Origin of the sequence: Terasakiispira papahanaumokuakeensis, assembly GCF_001709345.1 — a bacterium.
Classification (GTDB): Bacteria; Pseudomonadota; Gammaproteobacteria; order Pseudomonadales; family Halomonadaceae; genus Terasakiispira; species Terasakiispira papahanaumokuakeensis.
Genome location: NZ_MDTQ01000001.1, coordinates 1,522,639 through 1,546,665 on the forward strand (window position 1 = coordinate 1,522,639; position 24,027 = coordinate 1,546,665).

Below are 24,027 nucleotides of genomic sequence, written 5' to 3' on the forward strand. Positions count from 1 at the left end.
CAAAAGGAGGCCTTGATGGATTTTAATTTTAGTGAAGATCAAATCGCATTTCGCGATGCGGCACGAGCCTTTGCTGAAAAAGCCATGGCACCGAATGCAGCGCGCTGGGATGCGGAGCACATTTTCCCAGAGGAGGTCATTCACGAGGCTGGGCAAATGGGGTTTTGTGGTCTTTATACCCCTGAAACGTATGGTGGGATGGGCTTGTCGCGGTTAGATACGGCGTTGATTGTTGAAGAGCTGGCCGCTGCGTGTCCTTCGACGACTGCCTACATCACAATTCACAATATGGTCACCTGGATGGTGGCCTCATTTGCCCAAGAGACTGTCGCGGCGGAACTCGTTCCTCGTTTGGCTGCAGGTGAATGGTTAGGTTCATACTGTTTGACTGAACCGGGTGCGGGGTCCGATGCGGCCAGCTTGAGAACCCGTGCTGATCGAGAGGGCACTGATTATGTGCTTAATGGCGCCAAAATGTTTATTTCAGGTGCCGGTCGTACGCAACTTCTGGTTGTGATGGCGCGGACTGGAGCGGCAGACTCCGGAGCCAGTGGGATATCCGCGTTTATTGTGCCCGCTGATTCAGCGGGTATTGAATATGGCAAAGCTGAGGATAAATTGGGTTGGCATAGTCAGCCCACGAGACTGGTGACATTGGATAATGTGCGCATTCCGGAGCGTTATCGTTTGGGCGAAGAAGGTGAAGGATTCAAGTTCGCCATGAAAGGCTTGGATGGTGGACGCATCAATATTGCCACCTGCTCATTAGGCGGCGCACGAGCGGCATTATTGCGTAGTCGTGATTATTTGCACGAACGTCAGCAATTTGGTCGCGAACTAGCGAGCTTTCAGGCGCTACAGTTCAAAGTGGCCGATATGATGACAGATTGGACGGCGGCACGACAAATGGTTCACTTAGCGGCCTTTAAGTTAGACCAACAAGATGCCGAAGCCACATTGTTTTGTGCCATGGCGAAACGCCAAGCGACCGATGCGTGTTTCGAGGTGGCCAATCAAGCGCTGCAGTTACATGGTGGATACGGTTATATCCGAGAGTATCCATTAGAACGCTATGTTCGAGATTTGCGGGTGCACCAAATTCTCGAAGGAACGAATGAAATCATGCGCCTGATTATTGCACGTCGGGTGTTGGAAGAAGGGGTTATCGAGGGGCTGATATGACAGATACTGCTGGTTTAAAACTCGATATTCAGGGGCATACGGCGATTTTGACCATTCATAATCCACCTGCCAATACGTGGAATGAAACCACCTTATATGAATTGAAGACCACGGTAGAATCACTCAATCAGAATCGAGATGTCTATGCGCTGGTTGTGGTGGGGTCGGGTGATAAATTCTTTTCAGCAGGGGCTGATCTTAATCGCTTTGCTGAAGGTGATCACGCAGTGGCACGCAAGATGGCCCGTTGTTTTGGTGAGGCCTTTGAGGCGCTGACGGCGTTTCGTGGTGTTTCTATTGCGGCTATCAATGGTTATGCCATGGGCGGTGGGCTTGAGTGCGCCTTATCGTGTGATTTGCGTATTGCTGAACGACAAGCGCAGATGGCGTTACCTGAGGCTAAAGTCGGATTATTGCCCTGTGCGGGGGGGACTCAAAATCTGCCTTGGTTAGTGGGCGAAGGCTGGGCCAAGCGAATGATTTTATGCGGTGAGCGTATTTCAGCAGAGAAAGCGCTGGCGATCGGTTTAGTTGAAGAGGTGGTTGAGACAGGGGAGGCCTTGTCACGAGCTTTGACCATGGCTGAGATGGCTTGTCAGCAGAGCCCGACTTCAGTTGCGGCCTGTAAATCTCTCATCATGAGCGCGCGTGAACAGCGCTCGCATGCTGACGGTTGGCGTCTAGAGCGAGAGCGCTTTGTGGATTTATTTGATAGCGAAGATCAGCGCGAAGGGGTGCAAGCCTTTTTACAGAAGCGTACGCCTGAATGGAAAAATCGCTGATCGTTCTAGTTTGTGGGTCGTTCTAATGATCGACCCAGCACTACCCTGTGAAGATCATTGAGGAGCCAATTATGGATCAGGCTGTTCTGCTTGAAACGCGCCAGACCTCTGCTGGGCAAACAATAGGGATTATTCGTCTGAATGCCCCAAAATCACTCAATGCCTTATCTATGGCCATGATTGAGCCCATGTACGCTCAGCTTAAGCACTGGGCTGAGTATGATGATGTGGTGGCCGTTTGGATGGAAGCAGAGGGCGATAAAGCATTTTGCGCTGGTGGTGATGTGGTGCAACTTTATCATGGCATGACAGCCTCTGCTGATGCCGCCACAACATTGGCAACAAGCTATTTTGGTGCAGAGTATCGTCTAGACTATCTGATTCATACTTATCCTAAGCCGTTGATTGTATGGGGGCACGGTATTGTCATGGGAGGAGGCTTAGGACTCATGTCTGGGGCTTCTCACCGTGTGGTCACGGAATCGTCGCGCATCGCGATGCCTGAAATCACGATCGGTCTTTATCCCGATGTGGGGGCAAGTTGGTTCCTGAATCGTATGCCGGGTCGGTGTGGCTATTTCTTGGGGCTCACGGGGGCCCAGATCAATGCAGCGGATGCGTGCTTTGTGGGCTTGGCTGATCGGTGTATCGCCAATGACCAACGTCAAGCAGTATTTGAGGCGCTCTGTGAAGCGGTGACTGCCGTAGATCTTGCGGATCAGCAGGTGCATCAAGTGCTCAAGGATTTTGAAGCTCAAGATACCTCCCAATGGCCTGAAGCTCAGGTTCAGTCCCACTTTGATGTCATTCAGTCACTTACTGATGCTGCGAATGATGAGCGACTCATTGAGCAGTTATTGAGCTATGACGGCGATGACCCGTGGCTGTCTCGTGCGGCCCAAACATTGGCCGCAGGCTCGCCGAGCTCCATGCGTCTCATCATTGACCAATTGCGCCGTAGTCGTCATTTGTCGTTAGCACAAGTCTTCCAAGAAGAGCTTGTGGTGTCAGTGCAATCCTGTTTGAAAGGTGAGTTCGCCGAAGGTGTAAGAGCATTACTGGTGGATAAAGATAAAAAGCCTCAGTGGCAATATCCCACGGCGGAGTCAGTGCCTTCGGCTTGGATTGATGACTTTCATCGATTGCCCTGGGGAGATCAGCGCCATCCCTTATCGGATCTGCAGACTTGCTAATCTACAGACTTGCTAATCTTCAGGCTTGCTAATCTTCAGGCTTGCTAATTTACAGGCCTGTTGATCAGAACCCTTATTTCATCTTGGTTTGAGGCCACCATTTTGGGTTTGAGGCCAAAGTCGCAAGGCAAAAAGTGTCCAAGACCACTACAACAAATACAAGAAGGAGTGAGCAATATGGCAAAGATTGCATTCATCGGTTTAGGCAACATGGGCCAACCTATGGCGACATGTTTGGTCAAGGCCGGGCATGACGTTGTTGTCTTTGATCTGGTTGAGTCAGCGATGCAAGCGTTAGAAGCAGCAGGGGCCAAGGCCGCCCCTTCTGCCGCTGCTGCCGCGGAAGGGGCTGAGTATGTCATCTCGATGTTGCCTGCAGGGCAGCATGTTGAGCGACTCTATCTTGGGCCTGACGGTTTATTGGCGAGATTGCCTACTGGCAGTGTCGTGGTCGATTCATCAACCATTGACGCCATGACCGCACGTAAAGTGGGGGCTGAGGCACAAGCGCAAGGAATCACCTTTGTGGATGCGCCCGTTTCTGGCGGTATTGGCGGTGCCAAAGCCGGGACGTTGACCTTCATTGTTGGGGGGGCGGAATCAGCTTTTGAGCAAGTGAAAAGTGTATTAGAGCCAATGGCACGCCATGTATTCCATGCTGGAGATTTGGGGGCAGGTCAAGTCGCCAAAGCTTGTAACAATATGCTGTTGGCGGTTTTGATGGCGGGCACCACCGAGGCGTTAGCGTTAGGCGTTAAAAATGGGCTAGACCCGGCAGTGCTCTCCAATATTATGCAGCAAAGTTCCGGCGGAAACTGGGTATTGAATGGCTACAACCCTTGGCCTGGTGTGATGCCCGGTGCACCCGCTTCAAATGATTATCAGGGCGGCTTTCAAGTCGATCTGATGTTGAAGGATTTAGGTCTAGCCACGGATATGGCGACGGCCAGTCATGCGGCGATGCCTATGGGGGCTTTGGCTCGTAATTTATATGCATTACACGCACAACGGGGCCACGGCAAACAAGATTTTTCGAGTCTTCAGTTTTTCTTTACTTCGGCTGAGTAAACGCTGGCTTCATTGGGTCTGGGCATGCCCCTGGCCTTGGCTAAGCTTCAAACGACTCACTCATCACGTAGAGGTAAGGCTGACTGACTCACTATTAATGGGGTGTGAGTCGCATCATGGAGAGGTCTAGGCCATGGATCATTCCTGCTTGGCTACAGCAATAATCCCATGACTCACACACCACACCACTTTAAATGAGCAGACCACAATAATAAGAGGCAGTCATTATGGTGATGTATCAAGACGCCAAGACACAGGCGCAAGAAGATCCAAAGCGTTTCTGGGCGGAGCAGGCGGCTCAGATCAGTTGGTATAGACCCCCTCAGCAAATCCTTCAAGAGAATAGTGACGGTACTCATCAATGGTTTGCTGATGGCACCCTGAATAGCTGTCATCTAGCTGTTGATATTCATATTGAACAAGGACGGGGGGATCAGCTGGCTCTTATTTATGATTCTCCTGTGAGTGAAACTAAAGCAACGTTTACTTATCTGGAGTTACGTGATGCCGTGGCTCGATTCGCTGGGGTATTGAGCCAAATGGGCGTCGTCAAGGGAGACCGAGTGGTTATTTATATGCCGATGGTGCCTGAGGCGGCGATAGCCATGTTGGCTTGTGCGCGTATTGGCGCCATCCATTCTGTGGTCTTTGGTGGTTTTGCTCCGCATGAGCTGGCAGTCCGCATTGATGACGCAAAGCCCAAAATTCTACTGACGGCCTCTTGCGGCATTGAGGTCACTAAGGTAATTCCTTATAAGCCTTTGGTGGATCAAGCATTAGAGGAGGCGACTCACCAACCTGACCAAGTCGTTGTGCTCCAGCGCCCTCAAATGTCGGCAGAGTTAAAGTCAGGGCGTGATCTGGATTGGTACCAAGTGCAAGAGGGTGTCGAGCCTGCTGACTGTGTGGCTGTGGGGGCACTGGATCCTCTCTATATTCTCTATACTTCAGGCACAACCGGTCAGCCTAAAGGGATTGTACGAGAAAGTGGTGGGCATGCCGTTGCCATGCATTATGCATTGCGTGAAATTTATAATATGCAAGCGGGGGATGTGTGGTGGGGGATTTCCGATATTGGTTGGGTTGTCGGGCACTCTTTCATTGTCTATGCACCGTTAATGGGTGGATGTACGACTATATTTTATGAAGGTAAGCCCGTTAAAACCCCTGATGCGGGTGCCTTATGGCGAGTGATACAAGAATATCAAGTTCAGGGCATTTTCTGTGCGCCAACAGCCTTTAGAGCCATTCGCTGCGAAGATCCAGAAGGTGACTTGTTTAACCAATATGATGTCTCTTCGTTGAAGCATATCTTTGTCGCGGGCGAAAAGTTGGATTCGCCTACATATCACTGGCTGCATGAGCTGGCCCAAAAGCCCGTTTATGATCATTGGTGGCAAACTGAAATTGGTTGGCCTGTGACTGCACCGATGACGGCATGGGGTGAAACGTCGATTCGCCAAGGCTCAACGAATCGTGCAGTTCCTGGATATGACGTTCAGGTCTTGGGGGCTGATGGCCAAGTTTTAGAGGCCAATGAAATGGGCGCGATTGCGATTCGCCTTCCCTTGCCCCCCGGCGTGGCGCAGACGCTGTGGCAAAATCACGAGCGCTATTTAAATGCTTATCTCGGTGCTTTCCAAGGGTGGTATTTCTCTGGGGATGGTGGATACCTGGATGATGAGGGGTTTGTCTACATCATGGGGCGGACCGATGATGTCATCAATGTTGCTGGCCATCGCCTGTCAACGGGCGAGATGGAAGAAATTGTCGCGACTCATTCGGCTGTCGCAGAGTGTGCCGTGATCGGGGTGAATGATGATTTAAAAGGGCAGGTGCCGGTTGGATTAGTATTACTGAAGGCTGGTGCTCAGTATGAGCATGAAACAGTAGAGGCCGAATTGATTGCGCTAGTTCGGGAGAAGATCGGTCCCGTTGCTTGTTTTCAAAGGGCTATCGTGGTTGAACGTTTACCCAAAACGCGTTCAGGAAAGATTTTACGTGCGGTCTTGCGCAAAGTCGCCAATGGCGAAACCTACACCGTGCCTTCTACGATCGATGATGAGTCTATATTGCCTGAAATCGAAGATAATATGAGGCGAGAGGGTCTTGTTCGTTAAAGCCTGATTGCCTAATACGATATACACAGCGTTATCTATTACAGCATCGCCTTTTCCATTATATGGGGAAGGCGATTTTTTTATACCGTTATCTTATGTGGGGTCAATATAGAGTAAGGATATTCTCATTCGGTATATAAAGCTTTCTTGTCATATCAAATGCTTTTAATTAGCCTTGTTACTTATAAAAGGCTAAATTCTTATTCTTTTTTTGGATATCGGATCTCATGCTTAACAAGTCGCGTTTTTTTAGGCCTCTATTCGGTGCGTTACTGGTGAGCGCCTCACTTCAGGCTTCAGCCGCTGATCAGTCGTTGCTCAACACCTCTTATGACATCGCGCGTGAGCTCTTTGCGTCATATAACCCTATGTTTGCTGAGCATTGGAAAGAGGAAACAGGTCATACGGTTGAAATTCGACAATCGCATGCGGGTTCTTCCAAGCAAGCACTGGCGATTTTGCAGGGGTTACCGGCAGATGTGGTAACGTTCAATCAAGTGACGGATGTTCAGGTGTTGCATGATCGCGGGAACTTGGTGTCGGCCGATTGGAAAAGCCAATTCCCTAACGGCAGCTCTCCTTATTATTCCACGACGGCATTTCTGGTGCGTCAAGGAAACCCCAAAGGTATCGATAGTTGGGCCGATCTAGTGCGTGATGATGTCCGCATTGTCTTCCCCAATCCGAAAACATCGGGTAATGGCCGCTATACCTACTTGGCAGCATTAGGTTATGCCCAGAAGACCTTCGGTGATGATCAAGCCAAAATTGATGAGTTCATGAAAACTTTCCTGTCGCACGTTGCCGTTTTTGACACTGGCGGCCGTGGTGCGACGACCACTTTTGTTGAGCGAAAGATTGGGGATGTATTGATCACTTTTGAGTCAGAGGTCAATAACATTCGTGATCAGTATAGTGATGACCAATATGAAGTGGTTGTGCCAAAGACCTCTATTCTTGCTGAATTCCCTGTCGCCGTTGTTGAACGTAATGCCGAACGTAATGGCACCACTGAAGTGGCGCACGAATACTTGAACTATCTCTATAGCGAGCCTGCACAAAGGCTTTTGGCCGGTTTTAACTACCGCGTGCACAACGAAACGGTCAAGGCAGAAGTGGCAGATCGTTTTCCCGAGGTCGATTTGTTGACAGTCGAAGACATTGCGGGTGGTTGGCCGGAAGCCATGAAAAATATATTCAGCAGTGGCGCCAAGCTTGATCAGTTGCAGCGACGCTAATCGCGCAGTGGCTGAGATTCTTTAGGTCGCGCGCCTTACACCCATTTTTCATGTTTAGTCGTCGTTGCGATGGCGGCTAAACATCCTGTTTTAGAGTGTAACTCTTTAGTTCGGTCCTATATTCGGTTCTATAGTTCGACGCTACAACTCGATGCTATAGCTCGACTTTATAGTCAGGCTGTCGTGTCTTTTGAACCCTTTATTCAGACAGCCCGTGTGTTAACGAGAGAATCGATGAGATGAGTTCGAGTGTAGTGAATTCCAATGATATGAGGCGACCTCGGCATAAGAGAGTATTGCCAGGGCTTGGCCTCACGTTGGGAACCTCGGTGTTGTTTATTAGCCTTATTCTTCTATTGCCCTTGTCCGGGTTGGTGATGCAAACGGCTGAGATGGGGTGGGAACGTTATTGGTTTGTGATTACGGATCCTCAGGTCGTGGCGAGTTATCGTCTTACTCTGGTCTCGGCCTTATGGGCCTCACTCTTTAATGGAGTGTTTGGGTTGCTACTCGCTTGGGTGCTGGTGCGTTATGAGTTTCCCGGACGTCGTTTACTGGATGCACTGGTTGATCTTCCCTTCGCATTGCCCACGGCGGTTGCTGGTATCACCTTAGCCACGCTCTATAGCGATGAAGGCTGGTACGGTGGGTGGTTATCCGGCGAGCTGGGAATTCAGGTGGCTTATACCCCTTTAGGGGTCGTCATTGCGATGGCCTTCACCAGTATTCCTTTTGTGGTGCGCACGGTTCAGCCCGTCTTAGAGGAGATGGCGGTTGAGGAGGAGGAGGCCGGTATGACGCTTGGTGCCTCAGATTGGACGGTATTTCGACGGATCCTGTTGCCTTCTTTATGGCCTGCGTTGGTTACCGGTGCGGCCCTCTCATTTACTCGAAGTTTAGGTGAGTTTGGTGCCGTCATCTTTATTGCGGGCAATATGCCTTATGTAAGTGAAGTCACCTCGTTAATGATTTTTATGCGCTTGCAAGAGTTTGATTTTGCGGCGGCTAGCGCGATTGCGTCGGTTGTTTTGGGGGTATCGCTGTTGCTGCTATTGCTGATCAATATTTGGCAAGCACGCTTCTTACGGCGTTTTCAGGGGCGTTGATATGGAGGTGCATAGTGGCCGCTAAACAGTCTCATCGAGTCGGTGATCATCCGCTGGTCAAATGGACATTGATCATTGTGACGTTGTTACTGACGTCAATTTTGTTAGTCGTACCGTTAGTGGGGATCTTTCATCAAGCATTTGCACTTGGTGCGGCCCATTACTGGGCTAGCATTGCTGATAGCTACACGTTACACGCTATTTTATTAACGCTATTTGTCGCGGCATTAACCGTACCCTTGAACTTGGTTTTTGGCATCATGTTGGCTTGGGCCGTTACTCGGTTTCAATTTCCTGGCCGTAAGTTATTGATGACGTTAATGGATATTCCGTTTGCGGTTTCTCCTGTTGTGGCCGGTTTGCTGTACTTGCTGCTTTATGGACGCAATGGCTGGATCGGCAGCTGGTTGGATGAGCATAGCATTCAACTGATGTTCGCTTGGCCGGGGATTGTCATGGTCACGGTCTTTGTCACCTGCCCTTTTGTTGCGCGTGAGCTGATTCCATTGATGCAGCAACACGGGCGGGAAGAAGAGGAAGCCGCGGTGATTTTAGGGGCTTCGGGGTGGCAGGTTTTCCGTCGGGTCACTTTTCCCAATATTAAGTGGGCGTTGCTTTATGGTGTGATTCTAACGAATGCCCGGGCAGTGGGTGAGTTTGGCGCGGTTTCCGTCGTGTCAGGGAGTATTCGTGGTGAAACCAATACATTACCGCTTCACGTTCAACTCTTATATCAGGACGAAAGTGTGGCGGCTTTTGCCAGTGCTTCGTTACTGGCGGGTATAGCGCTATTGACTTTGATCATCAAGGCGTTGGTGGAGTGGCGACAGTCACGCCAGGATAAACTCGCCAATGCTGAGCCGCTCGTTGTTGCTGATAAGGTGGGGTCATGAGTATTCGAATTGAGAATGTCGCTAAACGTTTTGGTGCTTTTCAGGCGCTGGCCCCCTTATCTCTGGATATTGGCGAAGGTGAAATGGTCGGTCTTTTAGGTCCTTCTGGATCAGGTAAGACCACATTGCTTCGTATTATTGCAGGGCTTGAAGGTGCCGATACGGGGCGTATCTGGTTTGGTTCGCGCGATGTGAGTGAGCTTCATGTCCGTGATCGTCGTGTCGGGTTCGTTTTTCAGCATTATGCTTTATTCAAGCATATGACGGTGGCTGACAATGTGGCCTTCGGGTTGGAGGTTTTGCCGCGACATGAACGGCCCTCGTCTGCACAGATTAAGCAGCGAGTGGGTGATCTCCTAGACATGGTGCAGTTAAATCATTTAGCCCAACGCTTTCCTGCTCAGCTATCTGGGGGGCAAAAGCAGCGTGTTGCGCTTGCGCGAGCCTTAGCGACACAGCCCGAAGTGTTGCTGATGGATGAACCATTCGGTGCTCTGGATGCTAAAGTGCGTAAAGAATTGCGGCAGTGGCTTCGTCAGCTTCATGAAGAGCTTAAGTTTACTAGCGTATTTGTCACTCACGATCAGGATGAGGCCTTGGAGCTTTCTGATCAGGTGGTTGTGATGAGTCATGGGCGCATTGAACAAGTTGATGAGCCAGCGAAGCTTTATGCTTCACCCCAGAGCCGCTTTGTCTTTGATTTTCTGGGGCATGTGAATGTGTTTGAAGGCCAGTCATATCGCGGCCGCTTGAATCAAGGCCAAGCCTGGATTCAGCTCCCTGAACAGCACCTCGATAGTGGGGAGCTCTATATGCGTCCACATGAGATGCGGGTGACAGCGAACCCGACTACCATCGCACATTTACCTTTGAAAGTGATGGCGGTGAATCCGGTTGGGGCAGAGGTTCGCCTTGAGTTGGTTCCATTGGGCTGGGAGACCTCTTCTCCCTGGGAGCTCGGACTATCTCATCATGAATATCAACGCTGGTCACTTAAACGGGGTGATCAGGTCTATGTTGAACCCTCTAAAGCTCACTTCTTTAGTCAGCATACTGCTGCACCTAGCGAGATCTCTTGGCCTTGTACCTCTACTGCGGGTGTTGTTGAGGTATGAGCATGTATTGAGGCGCCATTGCATGTGACGATCAATAAAAAACCGCAGCCTTGTGCTGCGGTTTTTTTTTGGAGGGCGGAGATTCACGACTGTGATGAAGTGAATACTCTTCTGATCTCGCCTCACTTTTCTTGTGTAACCGCCTTAGCGCTCATCAGCTTATAGCGTTCTCTCTTTTGCCCACTAAAACCTTGACGATATGTGGGTTTAAAGTTGATGTTTGGTCTCTTTTTACCCTAAGAATTATGGCTTTTTCAAAAATATTTTATGTTCTGAATTAAAAATAGCGTGTTGTTTGGCAATGTTGGAGATGAGTGACTACATTCATGACAGCAAAGCCAAAATTCAAGATTCTGTCATCCTTTAATCAGATGTTTTGAAGGTTACATCATGGATCAATAGGTTTGAGATCAAGGAGGCTCATGGAAACGTTATCCTTAAGAAAAGCCAAATGGATGGTGATTGGACTATGGATGGCGATTGTGGCTACCGGTGGACTTGTTATGGTTTTTGATCGTGAAAACCTGACCAGTACGTCGCTTATGTTATTGGGTATATTGATTTTTTGTAGTGCTATTTTAGCACGTATGGCTTGGCCAAAGCGCTCATCAGAGATAGCCGGAAGTCATGATGATGACGTGATTGAGACACTCGGTGATGAGGCTAACTTCTCTACTGATGAGGTCTTGAAAAGCGCCTTCGAAGATTTCCTCCCGGTTTGGCGTCAGACGCTTGAGGGGAGTCGGATCCAAATGGAAGATGCCATCAGTATTTTGACGCAAAATTTTGATCAAATGCACCAGCAAATTCAGCATGTGCTTAAAAGTGCTGACTCGGCTGACGTTCATGATGACACTATTGGGCAAATGACCGATCAGGCGCGTAACACCTTCCTTGAGTTATTAGCCTCTCAGGAAGAAAGTGCTCGTCGTGAGAAAACAAATTTCCAGATGATTGAAGCGCTCTCTGAACATAATGCTGAGCTGGTGAAATTTTCCGATGATGTCCAGATGATCGCTGAACGTATCAATTTATTGGCTCTAAATGCTGCTATTGAGGCTGCTCGAGCAGGAGAGGCGGGTCGTGGTTTTGCAGTGGTTGCAGATGAGGTGAGGTCATTGGCTTCTCGCTCGTCAGATACGGGCGAACGTATCGAGAACGTTGTTATGAAAGTCAATGAAACCATCAAAAATGTCGTGAGTCATGCCCAAGAAAGTTTAGACCATGCGCGTGAAGGGCGTGAGCATGATCAGGAACGTATTGATGCCGTATTACACCAGCTTGATACCAGTATCGAAGTCATGTCAGAAGATAATCGCGCACTGAAAAAGTTACGTGATGACATGGCTTTAGAAGTGAGTGAAGTGATTGTTCGATTACAGTTTCAAGATGAAATGAGCCAAGTCATTACGCATGTAGTGGAAGGAATGACAGATGCCGAACAATTGATGGGTCAATCGAACGACTTTTCTTCGGACCAAATTAAATTACATGCGGATAAGCTTACTCAAAATATGCATCGACGGGCCTCAACCGATTTTGAGCGACGTATTTTATCTGGAGAGTCTCCAGAGCAGGCAGCTCAGGGAAATGATGAGGTGACTTTTTTCTAAGTCATATACGCCCATTAATTGCGATCGTATAAGTGATCGGTATTGATGAAAATTATCAGTAAAAGTATGCGTTGATTTCTAGGAGCTGATTATGGCTAAGCAGATTTTAGTCGTGGATGATTCTGCATCGGTTAGACAAGTGGTGAGTATGACCTTGAAAAATGCTGGCCATCAGGTGGTTGAAGCAGTGGATGGTCGTGATGCACTTAATAAACTTGATTCGCATCGATTTAATCTTGTGATCAGTGATGTCAATATGCCCAATATGGATGGCATTTCATTTATTAAAGAAATGAAGAAGAAATCTGATTATCGTTTTACACCTGTTCTGATGTTGACCACTGAATCTGAAGCATCAAAAAAAGCGGAAGGTAAGGCCGCAGGTGCTAAAGCCTGGCTGGTGAAACCTTTTAAACCTGATGTTTTGTTATCCGCCGTTTCAAAACTAGCCTGATATTATCGCCATTATTCGAATGCTTCGATTTTGATTCGTGGCAAAGGAGATGGTTAATGGATGATCATCCTACTTGGGTTATTCCAGGTAATCTTACGATTTATGATGTGAAATCGTACGAGCAGCAATGCCCATTACTTGAACAGCCAAACTCGATTTGGCGATTAAGCATGCAAGCAACTCAGGAAATCGACAGTGCGGGTATTCAATGGTTGTTGTCATTGTTGAGGCGGTTGGAGGCTTCAGGCGGTGGGCTTAGACTTATTGATGTTAGTGAGAACATTTTGCCTGTTTTTGCGTTAATGGGATTGAATCGAACATTGTCACTGAATGATGCCTATCCTGATATCAGTTGATATCAATGGTTGTTGATGCAAGTGATCGTTGATGTAAGTGGCCGTTGATGTGAATGGATCAATGACAAATGAAGTATTGATTCATCCGTTAAATAGCGACCAGTGATAGAGATAAGGAGCTCTCTTGACTATGACTGATCCGGTTCAGGTTTTTCGTGAAGAGGCCGAAGAGCATCTGTCTACGCTCGAACTGGCTTTGTTGGAGCTTGAAGAAACGCCGGATGATCATGATCAGATTGCGGCGGCCTTTCGTGCCATGCATACCATTAAAGGGGCTGCAGGCATGGTTGGATTTGATCATTTATCTGAGTTTACTCACCATCTTGAGAGTTTTTTTGATCAAGTTCGTAACGGGAAAATTCATTTGAGTGCTGAATATATCAGCATTTTGCTTGAAGCTCGTGACCATATTTTTACATTGCTAGATAATCCTGATCCAAATGAAGACGCTCGTCGTATAAGTGGGCAATTGGCTGCACGCTTTTCGCAACAAGTGGACCAAGCATCATCGGAGCCTGAAGTCGTCAGTCCTTCTTCTCAACAGGCCCATGAGCACATCGAGACCGAAGTTGAGCCCTTTTCTGCGTTGATCTGCTACCAGATTACGATTATCCCTGATTCTGAAGCTTTTCGTGACGGTTTCGATTTGTTGCCATTGCTTCGAGAGTTAAATGAGCTGGGGGATTACCAAGCGACCACTTATTTGAGCGTTGCCGGTTTTAGCGCTGTTGGACACGCCGATAGTCGTGGTGCTGAACAAGGCCACTCTGAATTACTTGGCTCTGAGCCACTTGATCCCTCGGCATTCGATCCTGAGCAATGTGTTTTAACCGTCGTTGTTGAATTGACGACAGCATTACCGAAAGAACGTATTGATGACGTTTTCTTTTTTGTTATCGATGATTGGTCGATCGATATTCAAGCAACCCCCCTGTCAACACCAGAAGCGACTACCCTTGATGCAACACACTCGATGACAGTAGAAGATGAAGATGGGGTTGTTGCTCATGCAACCGCTGAATTGACGGTGCCTCCTTCCGCTCTTTCTTCGGAGTCTTCTGTCGCGCAACCCCGCAATCCTCATCAGCGCTCAGTAAGGTCTGAAACAGTTTCTCAGAAGGCGCCCGCTCGGGCAGCTGCAACTAAGGGGGGGAGCAAAAGTGGCACCAGCGATCAGAGCATACGGGTTCCTCAGAGCAAGCTGGATGCCTTAATGGATCAAGTGGGCGAACTCGTAATTTTGCAGGCGAGTTTAGATCAAGTGGCCAGTGAAGGAGCGGATGAACGCTTGGCGGGACTCGCTGAAGAGCTGGATCGGTTGGTGGGCAATTTGAGAGAGACCACCTTTGATGTCCGCATGTTGCCGATTGGCTCAACTTTTTCGCGCTTTCGTCGCCTGGTTCGAGATCTATCTAAAGATCTCGGCAAGGACGTTGCCTTTGAAACCGCCGGTGCTGAAACGGAACTGGATAAGGTGGTAATTGATCGCTTGGCCGATCCACTGGTTCATCTATTACGTAATAGCTTAGACCATGGCATTGAATCCCCCGATGTACGAGAAGCACAGGGTAAGCCTAGAAGGGGCTTGTTGCGCTTAGAAGCGTCTCAACATCAAGGGCAAATTCACTTGAATTTGAGTGATGACGGGGCCGGCCTTAATCGTGAAGCGATTCTCTCTCGTGCTTTGGACCGTGGCGTTGTGCGTCCCGGCCACGATCTGACGGACCAAGAAATCAATCAGCTTATTTTTGAACCTGGCTTTTCTACTGCGAAAGTGGTCTCTGACGTTTCTGGGCGTGGCGTGGGAATGGATGTCGTCAAGCGTTCTATTGAGGGGCTACAAGGGCGTGTTTATCTTGAAAGTGAAACGGGTATTGGCACTACGGTAAAAATTACATTACCGATGACTTTAGCCATTATTGATGGCTTGATGGTTGGCGTCTCTTCAGAACGTTATGTCTTACCGTTGAGTATCGTTGAGGAGTGTATGGAAACGTCTTCAAAGGATATTAGTCGAGAAAATGGTATCCGGCTGGTTCGTCATCGCGATGGATTAGTTCCTTGTTTAAGATTAAGAGATAGCTTTTCTGTTGCAGGCACCCAGCCCAACATTGAGCAAACCATTTTGGTTCGTGTTGGGGAAGAACGATTCGGCATTACTGTTGATCAGGTTATTGGGAATTTTCAGACCGTGATTAAAAGCCTTGGTCACCTTTATCAGGGGATAAAAGGTGTGATGGGGGCTACGATTATGGGGAATGGCAGTATCGCAATGATTTTGGATGTTGCCGAGTTGATGGATGAAACCAACGTCTAAAGGATGAAGGGGGCGTTCCAATGAAACGTATCACCATAAAAGCCCTGCTCTATATCGGTTTTACAGTACTGGTTGTGCTGTTAGCCGTAAACAGCTGGATCAGTTTGAAGTCGCTTGACCGTGCTCAGGAACGAATGGATAACATGGTCAATGTCGCTGCAGAGAAAGTCAAAGTAAGTGGCCGGATGCGAGCGAATCTACTTGAGCTAGATTTGCTTGAGAAAAATGAGTTGTTAGTGAAGTCCAACTCGAAAAGAGATGAGATCGAGCGGGAACGGGAATCAACTTATAATGATATTATCGAACAGTATGAATACATTAATTCACTCATATCTACTGATTATGGTAATGAGGTAATGGGTGATTTCTATGCTGCCTTAGAGAACTATATGTCGGTCACGCGTCGTGTGCAGTCAATGCTGAATATAGCAGAAGAAAGAAATTTATCTGAAGAAGAAATGTTTGCCGTTAGTCATCAAGCTTATTTAATTCTTGAACGTGAAGGGGATGAAAAGCTGATGAAGGCAGAAGCCTCACTCAAGGAAGTTATCTCTTTTAATGATAATGAGATGATCGACGCTGTCACAAAATCGGCAGCCCTTTATACCAGTTCGCGTAATCAGCTATTGGTGTTGTTAAGCATCTCCTTTGTGATCGCCATTGCGGTCGCTACTGTCATTATTATGCGGCTGAATCAGGTCATCCGTTTAGCGACGCAAATTGGCGAAGGTAACTTGAATCAGCATTTTGATCCCAGTACCAGTGATAATGACCTTTATGGTGTGTTGAGGGCAATGAATCACCGGTTACGCGAAACCGTCGCTGAAATCCAGGAAGCATCAAGAAATGTCGCTTCTGGCAGTGTTGAAATGAGCAGTACAGGCCAACAAATTGCGCAAGGTGCAACTGAGCAGGCTGCATCATTAGAAGAAGTGTCTTCATCGATGGAAGAGATGACAGCCAACATCTCTCAAACGGCAGATAATGCCAGGCAGACCGAACAGATAGCACACCAAGCCGCTCAGGATGCGCAATCCACCGGAGATGCTGTGCGCGAATCGGTATCCGCGATGCAAGAAATTGCGGAAAAAATCGGCATTATTGAAGATATTGCCCGTCAGACTAACTTGCTGGCTTTAAATGCAGCGATTGAGGCTGCTCGAGCCGGAGAACATGGTAAAGGTTTTACTGTCGTAGCGGCAGAAGTCAGGAAGTTAGCCGAAAGGAGCCAACGAGCCGCTGGTGAAATTGTTGAGCGTTCTCGTAATACTCTGACTGTTTCTGAGAAAGCCGGAGAAATGCTCATTCAGCTAGTGCCCAATATCCAGCGGACTTCTGGTCTGGTCCAAGAGATCAGTGCGGCATGTGTTGAACAGGATAAAGGCGCTTCTGAAATCAATAAAGCGCTCCAGCAGTTGGATCAAGTGGTACAACAATCAGCCGCTTCAGCGGAGGAGATGGCTGCGACATCAGAAGAGTTGTCTGCTCAAGCGGAGCAAATGACGACCACTGTTGAGTTCTTCAAAATTGATCAACATCATACCCATTCCGCAGCCTCTTCCGGTGTGCCTCGTTATAACCGGAATGCAAGAACGCGTCAGTCTGAATCTCAGCCTTCAAAAGGTACGTCAGGCGGTACTCATCATTCTGGCCAATCGTCGCAGCAACACTTCTCTCAGTCGGCATCTGCAAAAAGCAATCGTTCAGCGGCGGGACACGGTGTTGATATTGATCTGGATGATGAAGACTTTGTCCGCTATTGATTGAGGAGGTGTCCCATGGATGAAGCGCTTGATATTCAGGTGGAATCTTTTGCGGATGGCCTGCAAATTCTGACTTTTGTGCTTGATGGTGACTGGTTTGGGGTGGAAATCGAGTGTATTCAAGAAGTGCTCGAATACCGTGATGTCACGCCTGTTCCTCGAACGCCAAACTTTATGCTGGGCGTCATCAACTTGCGTGGCAAGGTCATCCCTGTGGTTGATCTCCGGCGCCAGTTTGATATGGAGGTCATTGAGCCGACCATTGATACCTGCATTGTGATTCTTTATGTCGACATTGATGGTGAGTCAACGCCTCTTGGGATCTTGGCCGATAAGGTTCAGGAAGTGCTCGAACTGAGGCCCGATGATATTGCACCCCCTCCGCGCCTGGGGAACCGAATTCGCAGTGACTTTATTGCGGGGATGGCGCGACAGAATGATCATTTTATTATCATTCTCTATCTGGCCCGGGTTTTCTCTATGGATGAGTTGCAGAAAGTCATTGAGGGGTCTGACCAACAGCCGACTCAACACTGGTCTCAGGATGAGCAGGAATAAGGGATGATTCGACAGGATAGTTTATCAGCTCAGGATCATATTCGAGTCGCTGAATTTGTTGAGGCCGTTGCGGGTATTCAACTCCCTGAGCATAAACGGAGCTTAATTGAGACACGTCTGCGTAAGCGCTTGAAGCCTACCGGGCATGCTTCGTTGGCGGATTATTTAGATTTTGCGCTATCGCCAGCGGGGGCTGCTACTGAGCAGCCATTATTAATTGATGCCATCACAACGAATAAAACGGATTTTTTTAGAGAGCCCGCACACTTCGATTTTTTAGGCCGGCTTGTCAGAGATCGTTTGGCCCCATTACAAAAGGTGGGTTGGTCACGCCCGCTATCAGTTTGGAGTGCGGGTTGCTCAACAGGAGAAGAGCCTTACACCTTGGCGATGGTTTTGATGGAGCTTCAGCAGGGGTTACCGGGATTTACGTTTACGATTGAAGCTTCAGATATTGCGCCCTCTGTGCTGGAAACGGCTGCAAAAGGGATTTATCCCGTTGCGAATATTGAGCCGATTCCCATGCCACTGAGGCGGCGCTATTTATTGCGCAGTAAAAAAAAGGAATTAGAGTTGATTAGAATGGGGCCGGAACTTCGTGAGGCCGTGCATTTCTTTCCTTTTAATCTACGGTTGGATGAATACCCGAGAACCCCTCAATATGACATCGTTTTTTGTCGCAATGTCATGATCTATTTCAGTAATGAAGATCGAGAGATGATTGTCCGCCAGTTTCATCGCGCATTACGTCCAGGTGGACTTTTATTCATCGGTCACTCTGAAAGTGTTGCCCATCAGAAGCTCGGGTTTGAGTCTGTTGCGCCCACCATCTATCGGCGGATTGAAGTGGAGGGGGCATGATTAAAGTCTTGATTGTCGATGATTCTGCGTTGGTTCGTCAGGCGCTGACAGACATTCTATCGACGGACCCTAACATTGAAGTGATCGGAGTCGCTGCAGACCCTTATTACGCCGTGGATAAACTACGTCAATTGAAACCTGATGTGATTACACTGGATGTTGAAATGCCGCGTATGGATGGAGTCACCTTCTTACGCAAAATTATGTCTCAGCATCCGATTCCGGTTGTGATTTGTTCGTCATTGGTGGGTGAAGGCACTGAAACACAAATAAAAGCACTTGAGTATGGTGCGGTTTCGATTATCGCCAAACCTACGTTCGGGACGCGCCAATTTCTTGAAGAAAGCCGATTACAGATTATTGAGGCGGTTAAGGGCGCAGCCTGTGCTCGACTGAAAAAGCTCCCAGCCATGAGAGCTCATCATCCCAGCCCAAAATTATCCGCGGATGCCATTTTGCCTCGGAGTGAGACCCAGGCCCACAGACCCAGTTCGGCCATGTCAGAGACCACCGAAAAAGTGGTTGCCATCGGTGCTTCTACTGGGGGGACAGAGGCTATTCGTGAAGTCCTTGAAGCCATGCCATTGGACTGTCCTGGGATTGCCATTGTGCAGCATATGCCCGTTGGGTTTACTCGCTCTTTTGCCCAAAGACTGAATCAGCTGTGTGCCATTAAAGTCAAGGAGGCTGAAGATGGTGATACCTTATTACGGGGCCATGCACTAATCGCACCGGGCAATCAACATATGTTAATTCGGCGTAGTGGGGCAAGATATTACGTGGAATTACGCGATGGCCCTTTAGTGACGCGCCATCGCCCTTCTATTGACGTCTTGTTTCGATCGTCTGCTCGCTATGTTGGTCGTAATGCCGTCGGCGTGATCCTGACGGGTATGGGAGATGATGGCGCGGCTGGTTTATTGGAAATGCGAGAGGCGGGTGCCAATACGATAGGGCAGGATGAAGCGACGAGTGTAGTCTATGGTATGCCTAAGGAAGCGTTTCTGCGTGGCGCTGTTGAGCGTCAGTTACCCCTTGAACATATTGTGTCCGCAGTTTTGAAAGCTTGCCGTTAGGGTCTTCGTTTAGTCGGTTTAGATCGTTTAGAAAGTCATGATCGTTCAGAAAGTCATCGGCTTTTTTATGTGCTGTTTCGATTAAGGTGATCAAGGATGCTTAAATACCACGATCAGCATGTGATTCATATCGGTGAGCTATTATTCGGCCGTATTCGTAAGCCCATTACGACGCTGTTAGGATCATGTGTTGCGATTACCTTATGGCATCCTCGACAGCTGATTGGTGGCATGTGCCATTTTGCCTTGCCCTGCCGTCCTGATTTTCTTGCTCAAGAGCGAGAGGATGCTCGTTATGCTACCGACTGCATTAAAATTTTTATGCGTCATGCCCATGATTGGAAAGTTGAATTAACTGAGTTTGAGGTTCGGCTTTTCGGTGGTGGTGATATGTTTACGCATATGTTACCTGAAGAAAATATTGATACTGAAACGGTGCAAACTCGTCCGGTTGGGGAAGCGAACGTTGCCCATGCTTTCGGTATGTTGATGGAGTTGGGCATCTCCGTACTGGAAGCGGATGTCGGTGAAAAAGGTTATCGTAAATTGTGGTTTGACCCTCGTACTGGGTATACACGGGTAACTTTTGTGCCCGTTCACCGTGTTTCTCAGCTGGATCCTCGTTATATGAGGGCCCAGGCATGACATAAGTCATCGGTATCAGGCACAGTGTTCGTCATGATCCGCTATGATGTAATGATTTTTAGCTTTCATTAGGGTTGATCATGAGCTTTTCCAATATCTTGCCGTTAGGTTTTTGGCCCGAAGCGGCAGGGGCATTGTATTTCTGTATATTGGCGATTGCGCTCTGGCAAGTGCCTTGGCGAATCGTGTATCGCGAGCCAGGCTTACAACACTTATTTCTGGGTATGACAGTGTTGGTCAGTTTTTTATGGCAGCTTCGAGCGGGTATTACACCTTGGGTTGATATCCAGTTGTTGCTGGCAACGGTGATGACATTGATGTTCTACTGGCCCATGGCGCTGATCGGTACCAGCTTAGCCCTTCTCGGTACGGCATTAACAGGTAAGACCCCTTGGGACATGTGGTTTGTTAATGCCCTGTTGACCTGCGTGGTGCCGGTATTAGTCAGCCACCTTGTGTGGCGCTTTGTGGATCGTCGCTTACCGGATAACTTTTTTGTCTATGTGTTTGTGGCTGCTTTTGGCGGCAGTGCGTTAGCCGCCTTGTGCTCTGGCTTGTTGTTGATGTTGACTCTGACGCTATTTTCGCAGGGCATACAATGGGGGCATTTTTCTTCAGAGTATTTCCTTTTTCTTCCTTTAACGTTACCCCCTGAAGCGGTGATTAACGGCATGATCGTGAGTGGGCTCGCTGTTTACATGCCACAATGGATGCGCTCTTTTGATACCCAGCGTTATTTTGACCATCAATGACAGTCATTCAGCCTATTGATCTGAACCTAAGGTGTGTGTGAATGTTTTAATAAGTGTTCGGTTGTGGGCTGGACATGCTAGGCAGGACTCGCTAGGATTAGCCGCCTATTCAGGGGAGTAGTCGCTTTCATCTTGACCCGGGTGAAAGACAGTTATCAACATATTTGGCCCTCAATGGCCATGGTACCTGTAAGTCGCTAGTCGACTGTGACGAGACCTGGATACGACCACCGGCAGGGGCCGGGTGGTGGTATCCATGGTTGAGTCGGCCCCTGGAGTATCTAGTTTGATGGAAGCATTAGTGTTTTCCACCACTTCAGTGGCTATTGCAGAAATTGGCGATAAGACTCAATTACTCGCTTTTCTTCTGATTGCCCGTTATCGGCGTCCGTGGCCGATCATCGTGGGTATCCTCATTTCGACCTTATTAAATCACGCTTTGGCTGCTTGGCTAGGGGCTTTTGCGGCTGACTGGCTGTCGTCTGGCTGGTTACCGTGGTTAGTGGGCGGTGCTTTTATTGCCGTGGGTGTTTGGATTTTGATTCCAGATAAGCTGGATGATGAGTCTGAATCCCGATGGCTGAAGCATGGTGCTTTTCTTGCCACACTGATGTTGTTTTTTATTGCGGAAATGGGTGATAAAACCCAAATTGCGACCGTACTGTTAGGGGCACAGTTTAATAATCTGCCCATGGTCGTGTTAGGAACGACACTCGGAATGCTTTTAGCCAATGTGCCTGTTGTGTTGGCTGGGCATCTTGCTATTGACCGCTTGCCTCTGAACTGGATTCACCGCATTGCCAGCGCCTTATTCATCGCATTAGGGCTTTGGATTATATTGGGTGATGCCATGAGCCTACTTTAGTGCTCATTTTGACACCTTTTATGCTCCCGCTTGAGTCCGTATGCATGCAGACTCAAGCGGGTTGTGATTGAGTGATTAAGCGAGTTGTTATGGAGTGGCTAGTGTTTAACAGGCCTTTTTTGCAATTTGCGCTGAAGTGTTCGTCTGTGCATGCCCAGTGCGCGAGCAGTTGCTGAAATGTTGCCTTCATGCTCCTGTAGCACCTTTTGGATATGTTCCCAAGTGAGCCGGTTGACTGAAATTGGATTATCAGAAATTTCAACATCTGGATCACCTTCTGATTTTGAGAAGGCCGCTAGAATCTCATCAGCATCGGCGGGTTTGCAGATGTAATTAACGGCCCCCAGCTTGATGGCTTCAACCGCTGTAGCAATACTGGAATAGCCGGTAAGGATGATTATTCTTGCCTCTGGGGCGCAGTCCAGTAAGTCTGGGAGTAGCACTAGCCCAGAAGGTCCCTCCATCTTGAGGTCGAGGGTTATGTAGTCCGGTTGAAAGGATTTGGCGGTTGATAAAGCCTCATCTGCTGTTTGGCTGACAAGCACCTCATGGCCGCGTTTACGCATAGCTCGTGCCAGGATCAGACCAAATGTTTCATCGTCATCAATGATCTGCATTTTACCCAGCGGTAGGCTCATGATGTTCCTCCTGATCAGCCAAAGGCGCCCCTTGGCGCTTTGTTACGGGCAGCCTGACTTCGGTCAGCGTGCCGCCTTCATCGTGATTGAAAAGTCTGACACTGCCACCGATCCGGTTAATGGTGGCATGTGTTAAAAACAGCCCTAAACCTAATCCCTTGCTTTTTGTCGAAACAAAAGTTTCGCCCAGGCGTTCAGCAATTTCCATTGGGATGCCTGGGCCATGATCATGAATCTCAAGCTTGGCCTGTTGTGGTTTCCAACGAACTTTGATGTCAACCGGTTTGTCCTGACTGGCATCGGCCGCGTTGTTGAGTAGGTTCAATAACGATTGTTGCAATGTGATATCTGCATTCAAGTCGGGCATTTCTGATACTTCGCCCGACCAGGTCAGTGAATAATGGATATCTGGGCGGAGCACATTCCAACGCTCAATAACCACTTCAATAAATTCGTCTAACGGTAAACGGACATTCTTACCCAGTCGGCTACGATCAGTATTGTGTACCAGCGACTTCAAGGTTTGTTTGCAGGTGGCAATTTGTTGCTGTAACAAGGCCAAATCATCCTGAATCGGATCTTGTTCATCATGTTCGTTGCGCATTTCACTGAGCATGACGGCCATGGTTGAGAGCGGTGTCCCTAATTCATGTGCTGTCCCAGCGGCTTGAGTGGCAATTGCCATAATTTGGTCGTCACGCAGCGCCTGTTCCCGAGTCTGTGCTAAAGCCGCATCACGTTGGCGGAGTGCATGAGCCATCTTAAAAAGAAATACAGTGATCAAGCCTGCACTGAGCAGGAAATTAGCCCACATCCCAAAAATGTGAAGTGAGAGACCCGCGCCACGGACATGCTCAAGTTGCGGCACTGGATGGTTAAAGAACATTAAGATGGTGTAGCTGGCGAGTGCGGTTGCGGCGATGATCCAAGTATGCAACCAAGGTAAGGTCGCAGCGGAGATGGTTATCGGAATCAGAAAGTAGGAAATAAATGGATTACTCGCACCGCCAGTAAAGAAGAACAGTAAACATAAACCGCAGACATCGAACAGCAGATGCAATAAGTACTCGGTATCGCTGACCGGGCGGGGAATGCCCAGGCGCCACCAAGTCAGTATATTGCCACCGGCCATGGTCAGTATGACGGAAAAAACGGCCAGTACGTTCAGTTGAAAATGGAGAATTTCTAAGCCGAAAATAATGCCCGCTAAAAAACCTGTCCAGGTGATGCCGCGCACAATCGTTAAACGCACTAAATTGCGCCCGGGTGTGGATAGAGGAAGCGGTTGTGTTGCCATCATTGCGGCATAGGCTCCTGATGTGAATCAAAACAGATGATGAATGATGTGATTTTACTCTTCGTTACGCCGATATTGTACGGGGTCTGTGTTGCCTTGTCCCTTGAGCGATAGGTGCTTGTTGAATTCATCGAC

General features: G+C 48.5%; 22 protein-coding genes. 20 read left to right on the forward strand and 2 right to left on the reverse strand.

What is annotated here, in order from left to right; all coding sequences use genetic code 11:
• Window positions 1–15 precede the first annotated feature (15 nt).
• From BFW38_RS06650 to BFW38_RS06745, 20 genes are all read left to right on the forward strand, one after another.
• Window positions 16–1,182 (forward strand): acyl-CoA dehydrogenase family protein, encoded by a 1,167-nt coding sequence (locus tag BFW38_RS06650; protein ID WP_068997686.1) that lies wholly within the window; start codon window positions 16–18, stop codon window positions 1,180–1,182.
• On the forward strand, window positions 1,179–1,964 hold the full coding sequence (locus BFW38_RS06655; protein WP_068997687.1) for an enoyl-CoA hydratase: 786 nt from the start codon (window positions 1,179–1,181) through the stop codon (window positions 1,962–1,964). Before BFW38_RS06650 ends, BFW38_RS06655 begins: the two co-directional genes overlap by 4 nt.
• Window positions 1,965–2,035: 71 nt before the next feature.
• Window positions 2,036–3,157 carry an enoyl-CoA hydratase/isomerase family protein gene (locus tag BFW38_RS06660; protein WP_218186375.1) on the forward strand — a complete coding sequence of 374 codons (1,122 nt, stop codon included), beginning with the start codon at window positions 2,036–2,038 and terminating at the stop codon, window positions 3,155–3,157.
• Window positions 3,158–3,334: 177 nt separating this feature from the next.
• Window positions 3,335–4,225, forward strand: a complete 891-nt coding sequence (gene mmsB, locus BFW38_RS06665; protein ID WP_068997688.1) for a 3-hydroxyisobutyrate dehydrogenase — start codon at window positions 3,335–3,337, stop codon at window positions 4,223–4,225.
• 230 nt (window positions 4,226–4,455) lie between these two features.
• Window positions 4,456–6,345 carry a propionyl-CoA synthetase gene (locus BFW38_RS06670; RefSeq protein ID WP_425427931.1) on the forward strand — a complete coding sequence of 630 codons (1,890 nt, stop codon included), beginning with the start codon at window positions 4,456–4,458 and terminating at the stop codon, window positions 6,343–6,345.
• 227 nt (window positions 6,346–6,572) lie between these two features.
• Window positions 6,573–7,583, forward strand: a complete 1,011-nt coding sequence (cysP, locus tag BFW38_RS06675) for a thiosulfate ABC transporter substrate-binding protein CysP (RefSeq protein WP_068997690.1) — start codon at window positions 6,573–6,575, stop codon at window positions 7,581–7,583.
• Between the two features lie 239 nt (window positions 7,584–7,822).
• Window positions 7,823–8,689, forward strand: coding sequence for a sulfate/thiosulfate ABC transporter permease CysT (cysT, locus tag BFW38_RS06680; protein ID WP_068997691.1), 867 nt, complete (start codon window positions 7,823–7,825; stop codon window positions 8,687–8,689).
• 14 nt (window positions 8,690–8,703) lie between these two features.
• On the forward strand, window positions 8,704–9,582 hold the full coding sequence (gene cysW / locus BFW38_RS06685) for a sulfate ABC transporter permease subunit CysW (protein ID WP_068997692.1): 879 nt from the start codon (window positions 8,704–8,706) through the stop codon (window positions 9,580–9,582).
• A complete protein-coding gene (locus tag BFW38_RS06690) occupies window positions 9,579–10,697 on the forward strand; it encodes a sulfate/molybdate ABC transporter ATP-binding protein (protein ID WP_068997693.1) in 1,119 nt (372 codons plus the stop codon). Before cysW ends, BFW38_RS06690 begins: the two co-directional genes overlap by 4 nt.
• 422 nt (window positions 10,698–11,119) lie before the next feature.
• Window positions 11,120–12,310 (forward strand): methyl-accepting chemotaxis protein, encoded by a 1,191-nt coding sequence (locus BFW38_RS06695; RefSeq protein WP_068997694.1) that lies wholly within the window; start codon window positions 11,120–11,122, stop codon window positions 12,308–12,310.
• A 91-nt stretch (window positions 12,311–12,401) separates the two neighbouring features.
• Window positions 12,402–12,764, forward strand: a complete 363-nt coding sequence (locus tag BFW38_RS06700; protein ID WP_068997695.1) for a response regulator — start codon at window positions 12,402–12,404, stop codon at window positions 12,762–12,764.
• A 56-nt stretch (window positions 12,765–12,820) separates the two neighbouring features.
• Complete coding sequence (locus BFW38_RS06705) at window positions 12,821–13,120, forward strand: STAS domain-containing protein (RefSeq protein ID WP_068997696.1); 300 nt, start codon at window positions 12,821–12,823, stop codon at window positions 13,118–13,120.
• Between the two features lie 130 nt (window positions 13,121–13,250).
• Entirely contained in the window at window positions 13,251–15,437 is a 2,187-nt protein-coding gene (locus BFW38_RS06710; protein WP_068997697.1) for a chemotaxis protein CheA, read from the forward strand.
• 20 nt (window positions 15,438–15,457) lie between these two features.
• Window positions 15,458–17,200 carry a methyl-accepting chemotaxis protein gene (locus BFW38_RS18560; RefSeq protein ID WP_068997698.1) on the forward strand — a complete coding sequence of 581 codons (1,743 nt, stop codon included), beginning with the start codon at window positions 15,458–15,460 and terminating at the stop codon, window positions 17,198–17,200.
• 15 nt (window positions 17,201–17,215) lie between these two features.
• Window positions 17,216–17,758: a chemotaxis protein CheW gene (locus tag BFW38_RS06720; RefSeq protein ID WP_068997699.1), complete on the forward strand. Its 543-nt coding sequence runs from the start codon at window positions 17,216–17,218 to the stop codon at window positions 17,756–17,758.
• A 3-nt stretch (window positions 17,759–17,761) separates the two neighbouring features.
• Window positions 17,762–18,619, forward strand: coding sequence for a CheR family methyltransferase (locus BFW38_RS06725; protein WP_068997700.1), 858 nt, complete (start codon window positions 17,762–17,764; stop codon window positions 18,617–18,619).
• Window positions 18,616–19,695 (forward strand): protein-glutamate methylesterase/protein-glutamine glutaminase, encoded by a 1,080-nt coding sequence (locus BFW38_RS06730; RefSeq protein WP_068997701.1) that lies wholly within the window; start codon window positions 18,616–18,618, stop codon window positions 19,693–19,695. The genes BFW38_RS06725 and BFW38_RS06730 overlap by 4 nt, the downstream gene beginning before the upstream one ends.
• Window positions 19,696–19,791: 96 nt before the next feature.
• Window positions 19,792–20,340, forward strand: coding sequence for a chemotaxis protein CheD (locus tag BFW38_RS06735; RefSeq protein ID WP_068997702.1), 549 nt, complete (start codon window positions 19,792–19,794; stop codon window positions 20,338–20,340).
• 80 nt (window positions 20,341–20,420) lie between these two features.
• A complete protein-coding gene (locus BFW38_RS06740) occupies window positions 20,421–21,092 on the forward strand; it encodes an energy-coupling factor ABC transporter permease (RefSeq protein WP_068997703.1) in 672 nt (223 codons plus the stop codon).
• A 256-nt stretch (window positions 21,093–21,348) separates the two neighbouring features.
• Window positions 21,349–21,957, forward strand: a complete 609-nt coding sequence (locus tag BFW38_RS06745; RefSeq protein WP_425427890.1) for a TMEM165/GDT1 family protein — start codon at window positions 21,349–21,351, stop codon at window positions 21,955–21,957.
• Between the two features lie 98 nt (window positions 21,958–22,055).
• Here BFW38_RS06745 and BFW38_RS06750 read toward each other — a convergent pair whose 3' ends face one another.
• Both BFW38_RS06750 and BFW38_RS06755 read right to left on the reverse strand, forming a co-directional pair.
• Window positions 22,056–22,595, reverse strand: coding sequence for a response regulator transcription factor (locus tag BFW38_RS06750; RefSeq protein ID WP_068997705.1), 540 nt, complete (start codon window positions 22,593–22,595; stop codon window positions 22,056–22,058).
• On the reverse strand, window positions 22,576–23,895 hold the full coding sequence (locus BFW38_RS06755; RefSeq protein WP_068997706.1) for an ATP-binding protein: 1,320 nt from the start codon (window positions 23,893–23,895) through the stop codon (window positions 22,576–22,578). Before BFW38_RS06755 ends, BFW38_RS06750 begins: the two co-directional genes overlap by 20 nt.
• Window positions 23,896–24,027 lie beyond the last annotated feature (132 nt).

Coding starts and splice junctions, on each gene's coding strand:
- BFW38_RS06705 (WP_068997696.1), top strand. CDS start 12,821: ATGGATGATCATCCTACTTGGGTTATTCCAGGTAATCTTACGATTTAT.
- BFW38_RS06725 (WP_068997700.1), top strand. CDS start 17,762: ATGATTCGACAGGATAGTTTATCAGCTCAGGATCATATTCGAGTCGCT.
- BFW38_RS06695 (WP_068997694.1), top strand. CDS start 11,120: ATGGAAACGTTATCCTTAAGAAAAGCCAAATGGATGGTGATTGGACTA.
- BFW38_RS06735 (WP_068997702.1), top strand. CDS start 19,792: ATGCTTAAATACCACGATCAGCATGTGATTCATATCGGTGAGCTATTA.
- BFW38_RS06710 (WP_068997697.1), top strand. CDS start 13,251: ATGACTGATCCGGTTCAGGTTTTTCGTGAAGAGGCCGAAGAGCATCTG.
- BFW38_RS06745 (WP_425427890.1), top strand. CDS start 21,349: ATGGTTGAGTCGGCCCCTGGAGTATCTAGTTTGATGGAAGCATTAGTG.
- BFW38_RS18560 (WP_068997698.1), top strand. CDS start 15,458: ATGAAACGTATCACCATAAAAGCCCTGCTCTATATCGGTTTTACAGTA.
- BFW38_RS06650 (WP_068997686.1), top strand. CDS start 16: ATGGATTTTAATTTTAGTGAAGATCAAATCGCATTTCGCGATGCGGCA.
- mmsB (WP_068997688.1), top strand. CDS start 3,335: ATGGCAAAGATTGCATTCATCGGTTTAGGCAACATGGGCCAACCTATG.
- BFW38_RS06750 (WP_068997705.1), bottom strand. CDS start 22,595: ATGAGCCTACCGCTGGGTAAAATGCAGATCATTGATGACGATGAAACA.
- BFW38_RS06700 (WP_068997695.1), top strand. CDS start 12,402: ATGGCTAAGCAGATTTTAGTCGTGGATGATTCTGCATCGGTTAGACAA.
- BFW38_RS06660 (WP_218186375.1), top strand. CDS start 2,036: ATGGATCAGGCTGTTCTGCTTGAAACGCGCCAGACCTCTGCTGGGCAA.
- cysT (WP_068997691.1), top strand. CDS start 7,823: ATGAGTTCGAGTGTAGTGAATTCCAATGATATGAGGCGACCTCGGCAT.
- BFW38_RS06730 (WP_068997701.1), top strand. CDS start 18,616: ATGATTAAAGTCTTGATTGTCGATGATTCTGCGTTGGTTCGTCAGGCG.
- BFW38_RS06720 (WP_068997699.1), top strand. CDS start 17,216: ATGGATGAAGCGCTTGATATTCAGGTGGAATCTTTTGCGGATGGCCTG.
- BFW38_RS06690 (WP_068997693.1), top strand. CDS start 9,579: ATGAGTATTCGAATTGAGAATGTCGCTAAACGTTTTGGTGCTTTTCAG.
- BFW38_RS06740 (WP_068997703.1), top strand. CDS start 20,421: ATGAGCTTTTCCAATATCTTGCCGTTAGGTTTTTGGCCCGAAGCGGCA.
- BFW38_RS06755 (WP_068997706.1), bottom strand. CDS start 23,895: ATGATGGCAACACAACCGCTTCCTCTATCCACACCCGGGCGCAATTTA.
- cysP (WP_068997690.1), top strand. CDS start 6,573: ATGCTTAACAAGTCGCGTTTTTTTAGGCCTCTATTCGGTGCGTTACTG.
- BFW38_RS06655 (WP_068997687.1), top strand. CDS start 1,179: ATGACAGATACTGCTGGTTTAAAACTCGATATTCAGGGGCATACGGCG.